4 protein-coding genes are annotated in these 3,105 nt (G+C 64.7%); all 4 read right to left on the minus strand.

The window, feature by feature from the left end:
- A partial coding sequence (locus tag ACTS1Z_RS04090; RefSeq protein ID WP_442623163.1) for an adenosylhomocysteinase occupies positions 1–479 on the minus strand: 479 nt, incomplete at its 3' end.
- 167 nt (positions 480–646) lie between these two features.
- Complete coding sequence (locus ACTS1Z_RS04095; protein WP_442623164.1) at positions 647–1,261, minus strand: GNAT family N-acetyltransferase; 615 nt, start codon at positions 1,259–1,261, stop codon at positions 647–649.
- A gap of 139 nt (positions 1,262–1,400) precedes the next feature.
- Positions 1,401–2,288, minus strand: a complete 888-nt coding sequence (locus tag ACTS1Z_RS04100) for an MBL fold metallo-hydrolase (RefSeq protein WP_442623165.1) — start codon at positions 2,286–2,288, stop codon at positions 1,401–1,403.
- The coding region (locus ACTS1Z_RS04105; RefSeq protein WP_442623166.1) for an MBL fold metallo-hydrolase at positions 2,285–3,105 on the minus strand (821 nt) is incomplete at its 5' end. The genes ACTS1Z_RS04100 and ACTS1Z_RS04105, both read right to left, overlap by 4 nt.

Consider the following 3,105-nt stretch of genomic DNA (forward strand, 5'->3'; position numbering starts at 1 on the left):
GTCGGCGCGGGCATTTCCTCGCCCTCTTCGACGCGCGCGCCCCAGATGATGTACATCGTCGCATCGCCGCCATCGTCGAGGATCATGTTGCAGGGCTCGTCGCCCCACTGGAAAATCTGGTCGACATATTCCCAGTACTCGGCCAGCGTCTCGCCCTTCTTGGCGAAGACCGGAACGCCCGAGGCCGCGATCACGGCGGCGGCATGGTCCTGCGTCGAATAGATGTTGCACGAGGCCCAGCGGACTTCGGCGCCAAGCGCGGTCAGCGTCTCGATCAGCGCGGCGGTCTGGATCGTCATGTGCAGGCAGCCCGCAATGCGTGCGCCCTTCAGCGGCTGTTCCTGCCCATATTCCTCGCGCGTGGCCATCAGGCCCGGCATTTCGGTTTCGGCAATATCGAGCTCGCGCCGGCCGTAATCGGCGAGGCTGATGTCGGCGACGATATAGTCCTGTTTGGCTTCAAGCACGTCGGTGGCCATGAAGGGCTCCTGTAATCCGGTTGGTCAAAAAGAAGGGCCGCGCGATGAATCGGGCGGCCGTTGTTAATGCGCTTGTACCGACCTGCGGCGCCGATGGCAAGCGACATATAAAGGATTCTTTATATGTAGGATCGAGTGATCGACCGCCGCCTGCGTGACGCCTGCCCTCACCTGCCTTCGAATGCCGCGAAGACATCGCCGAGCGCGCGCGGCGCATCCATCCCGCGCAGCCGCGACAGCGTTTCGTCCACGTCGAAACTGTAGGTGATAACGGTCGACTCCTTGGAATGGATTTGCGCGCCCAGGGCTTTGACCAGCGTAATCGCCGGCTTGTTCGCGTGGAGAATGTCGAAGGTCAGTGCGGTGAGCCCCGCCGCGCGGCAATCAAGCATAAGCGTAGCCAGCAGGATGCGGGCGATCCCGCGATGATGATAGGCGTCGAGTACGGCGATTGCGAGATCGGCGGTGTCCGGATTGTCGCCGTCGCGGATCGCATGCGCGGCGGCGACCGGCGGCTCGCCATCCTCGCCGGTCATGACGGCGCCCCAGGCGATATGGTCGAACCCGTCGACCGCGGACAGACGCTCGATCACCGACGGCGGGGCGCTTTTGAAGGATGAAAAGAAACGCAGATAGCGGGACCGATCGGACAGCTCGCGGATGCCGCGCTCTATCGCCTCCTCGTCCGAGGGGCGGATCGGGCGCAGGCAGATCGGCGCGCCGTCGGCAAGCGTGGTCTCTATCGCGCGCGGGCGGTTCCGGAAATCGACATGGGCGGTCATGCGCTATCCTTATCGGCGTTGGCGCGCCTTCATATCCGGGATTAGCGCGCATGTCCCCTGAAAGCCGAGGCAATGGCGCGCGAGGCGATCATGCTGTGATTACCGGGAAAGATCGCCAGTATAGCGGATGGCGCCGCTCCTAGCGCACTATCGTCGACCCGAGGCCCGCTTCGATGAACGCGTCGCCGAAAACCTCGCGGATGATCGCCAGCGCATGTTCGCCGGTACAATGGCCCGGCGCGATACGCTGCACCCGCCATTCGTCGCGCAGCGCTTCGGCGACGCGCCGGAACTCGGCATGATCGGCCGGCAGCAGGTGGAGACCGCCGACGATCGTGTCGACCGGCCGCCCCGTCGCTTCGGTCGCGGTCCGGACGATGGTCTCGATGGTTGGATGGCTGCAGCCGACGATCAGGATCAGGCCGTTCTCGGTCTCGATCGCGAGCGACAGCTCCTTCACGTCGAGATCGACGCCCCAATCGCCATGGTTGGCGATCAGGTGGAGCCCCGGCGCAATCTCGACCGTCTCGCCGATCCAGCGGAAATCGCCATCCGGCCAGGCGCTGCCGAACGCAACCTCCGCCGGTGGGTTCCCACCGAAATAGCGGAGGCGCGCAGGGAGCGTTGGATCCTGACGGAAGAAATCGCCGGAAAAGGCCATGCCGAAGACGCTGAAATTCTCGCGCGGCGTATAGACAGTCAGGTCCGGGCGCTCGGAAAGCACATGCGAAAGCCCGCCGATATGGTCGCCATGGCGGTGCGAGACGATCGCGAAGTCGACCGTGGCGAGATCGACCCCCGCCGCGCCGAGATTGTGTGCGAGCGTGTCGGGATCGTTGCCTGTATCGAACAGGATCCGCTGTCCGCGATATTCGACGAGCGCCGAAAAGCCCCAGTCTCGCGTCATTTCGGGATGGGCGCCGAAGGCGTCGTAGAGGATGGTCACCGCAACTTCCGCGCGTGCCGGGGCCGGCGCGAGCATGATCAGCGCGCAGAAAATCGGAAGAAGCCTGAGCAGGATAGTCATGTCGCGGCGCGCATTTTCTGCGGAAGATCGCCGTCGGCCGGCCGGCCGAGATCGAGATTTGCGGGGATGGCGGCCTCCATCATTCGGGGAAAGGGCAAATCCAGCGCGTCCATGCACGCCGCATAGGCATCCGGCGTGCGGTGCTGGAGGCGCGGATTGTGCCGGCGCTCATGGCCGATGGTCGAGACGTTGGCACCGAAATAGTCGTGCCCCGGAAAGACGAGCATGTCGTCCGGCAGGCGCAGCAGTGTCTCGTGCAGCGAGCGGAAATGTGCATGGGCGTCGCCGCCGGGCAGGTCGGTCCGCCCGCTCGCATTGATCAGTAGCGTATCGCCGGTGAGCACCCGGTCGTCCATCACGAAGCAATAGGAATCCGGCGTGTGGCCCGGCGTATGCAACGCCCGAAGTGCGAAACCGTCGAAGCCGAGACGTTCGCCATCCGCGATCCGGTAATCGACCGGCGCCGCGCGGGTTTCCTCGCCCATCCCAATCCCGCATTCCGTCGCCGCAGCCAGCACGCCCGATCCAGCGAAATGGTCGGCGTGAAGATGCGTTTCGATCGCCATGGCGAGCCTGAGACCGAGCTTGTCGAGAATGCCGAGATAGGTCTCGACCGCCTCGCGGATCGGATCGACGATCACCGCCTCGCCGCCGACATGGCCGGCGATCAGATAGGCGAAGGCGTTCGCGCGCGGATGGAAGAGCTGGTGAAAGATCATGGGTTCGCTCCATCGGCGGGGCGGCAACATTGTCCGCCGCCCCGCCTCCGAGGGAATGGCCTTGCGGCCTGTTTCGCGGTCAGGCTGCGTCCGCCATC

The organism is Parasphingopyxis sp., assembly GCF_052168295.1.
GTDB lineage: Bacteria > Pseudomonadota > Alphaproteobacteria > Sphingomonadales > Sphingomonadaceae > Parasphingopyxis.

Bases quoted from the DNA above. Each gene is read 5' to 3' on its own strand.
- ACTS1Z_RS04095 (WP_442623164.1), bottom strand. From the start codon at position 1,261: ATGACCGCCCATGTCGATTTCCGGAACCGCCCGCGCGCGATAGAGACC.
- ACTS1Z_RS04100 (WP_442623165.1), bottom strand. From the start codon at position 2,288: ATGACTATCCTGCTCAGGCTTCTTCCGATTTTCTGCGCGCTGATCATG.